Here is a 1,720-nt window from a genome sequence, read left to right as displayed (position 1 = left end):
CACCGTGTCACGCCGCCGGAGATCCGACCAGAGGGTCGGCTGACTCCCACACGTGCTCGAAGGACTCCAGGTAGTGGGAGAACAGCTGGCCGCGCTCGACCTGACGCAGGTGGATGACAGGGTTTCGAGGTGCCGGCGACCCCACGAGGTGCGTGTTGACGAGCATCGTCGTCGAACCGGTAGATCGAGTTGTAGAGCACCGTCTCGTGCAGGCGGACGTCGATACCCTCGACGCCGACGGCCGGCGCCATCGCCGCCAGAGTGATGCGGATACGAGCACCGAGATCCATCCCGATCCCCTCGTCGATCCCCCGCTGCTCCACCACCGGTGAGGCCGGGTCGCCGTAGGCCAGGCGAGCTCGCAGGCCGTCGCGCGCCCGCAGTGCCAGCTGCTCGGGCAGGTCCGGGTGGGAGTCCACGAGGAACAGGCCGGCGAAGACGAGCACGTCGACCTGCTCGGAGGCCTCGTCGATGAGCCGACGCCACAAGCCATGAGGCACGGCGCCGCGATTGGGATAGACCTCGACGATCTCCCGCCGGCTGGCCTGGTTGAGCTGGCTCTCCGACAGGTCACGATCCGGCCAGAGGTACGCCTCCTCCAGGCCGAGGATCTTGCTGACCTGGGTTCGGAAGCGCGGGTAGGGCACACGGCTGCTGGATACCCACCGCTCCACGGTCTTGCGGTCGACCTCGAGCTGCTCAGCGAGCGTCGCGGTGGTCAGGTCGTGCTCGGCGATCGCGAGTCGAAGACGTTCGTTTCCCATGAGTGCCTCCCGAGGCGACTGGGACCGATGAGGAGATGCTGGCTCTTTACTTTAGGCGTCCCGAGACGTCCTTGTCGGACGGTGAAGTCGTCCCTGTGGATAGCGGTGTGGTGGGGCTACCGAAACCGCCAACCACCACAGGAGAACGTCATGGCGATGCCCCGCAAGATCCCGGTCGACTTCGGTCTTGTCTTCCCGCACGGCGTCTGGGCCGTCGGTGAGGTCACCCCGGTCCGCGACTACGACCGCTCCACCCGCGACAACATCATCCAGGCCGCCGACGCCGACACCGGTCTGCTCATGTGGCAGGTCGACGTGATCGACGGCGACCCCGAGGTCCGCAAGACCAACCGCACCGTCTCTGTGAAGATCTGCGCGAAGGTCCAGCCGGTCCTGCCCGAGGCCGCCCCCGGCGTCCCGTTCCGTCCGGTGGAGTTCGACAAGCTCACCGCGACGCCCTACGTCGACCAGAACGGGGAGTTCTCCCGTCTCGCCTGGTCCTACCGCGCCATGGAGGTGCGTCAGCCCAGCAAGTCCCGCCCGGCCCCGGTGCTCGCCGGCGAGCAGAAGGCGAGCGCGTGATGCAGGCCCTCGGCGTCGACATCGAGTGGGGCTCGTGGGTCCTCGGCACGACGTCCTGTGCAAGGTCACCGACATCGTCTCCGCCTCGAGCCAGGTCCTCCGGGTCGAGCTCACTCCACCGTGGGAGAACGGCGACCTCCCCGAGGTCCGCATCGTCGTCACCGACATCGACACCTGCGACGACATGGCCAGTGACGTCCGGCACGGCGAGCACGCCGTCGTCTTCGAGGACGCCCCGGACAGCGGGTACGGCTGGACTGCCCGTCTCGCCGGCTTCCGCCTCACCGTCACCGTCCCGGTGATGAACCGATGAGCCGCGCGGGAGCCCCTCGGGAGTGGCTCATGTTCACCGGCATCCGCAACAGCGAGGACGC

At 67.8% G+C, this 1,720-nt stretch carries 2 protein-coding genes and 1 pseudogene; 2 read left to right on the top strand and 1 reads right to left on the bottom strand.

The window, feature by feature from the left end; all coding sequences use genetic code 11:
• A pseudogene (locus M8330_RS21605) lies at positions 1-647 on the bottom strand (hypothetical protein); the annotation flags it as partial.
• 267 nt (positions 648-914) lie between these two features.
• Between M8330_RS21605 and M8330_RS21600 the strand changes: the two are divergent.
• Positions 915-1,346 carry a plasmid replication, integration and excision activator gene (locus tag M8330_RS21600; protein WP_250829034.1) on the top strand — a complete coding sequence of 144 codons (432 nt, stop codon included), beginning with the start codon at positions 915-917 and terminating at the stop codon, positions 1,344-1,346.
• Positions 1,347-1,380: 34 nt separating this feature from the next.
• Complete coding sequence (locus M8330_RS21595; RefSeq protein ID WP_250829033.1) at positions 1,381-1,659, top strand: hypothetical protein; 279 nt, start codon at positions 1,381-1,383, stop codon at positions 1,657-1,659.
• Positions 1,660-1,720 lie beyond the last annotated feature (61 nt).

The sequence above is a fragment of the Nocardioides bruguierae genome (assembly GCF_023656415.1).
Lineage (GTDB): Bacteria > Actinomycetota > Actinomycetes > Propionibacteriales > Nocardioidaceae > Nocardioides > Nocardioides bruguierae.
This window is presented reverse-complemented; position numbering and strand designations above follow the sequence as displayed.

Coding starts and splice junctions, on each gene's coding strand:
- M8330_RS21600 (WP_250829034.1), top strand. CDS start 915: ATGGCGATGCCCCGCAAGATCCCGGTCGACTTCGGTCTTGTCTTCCCG.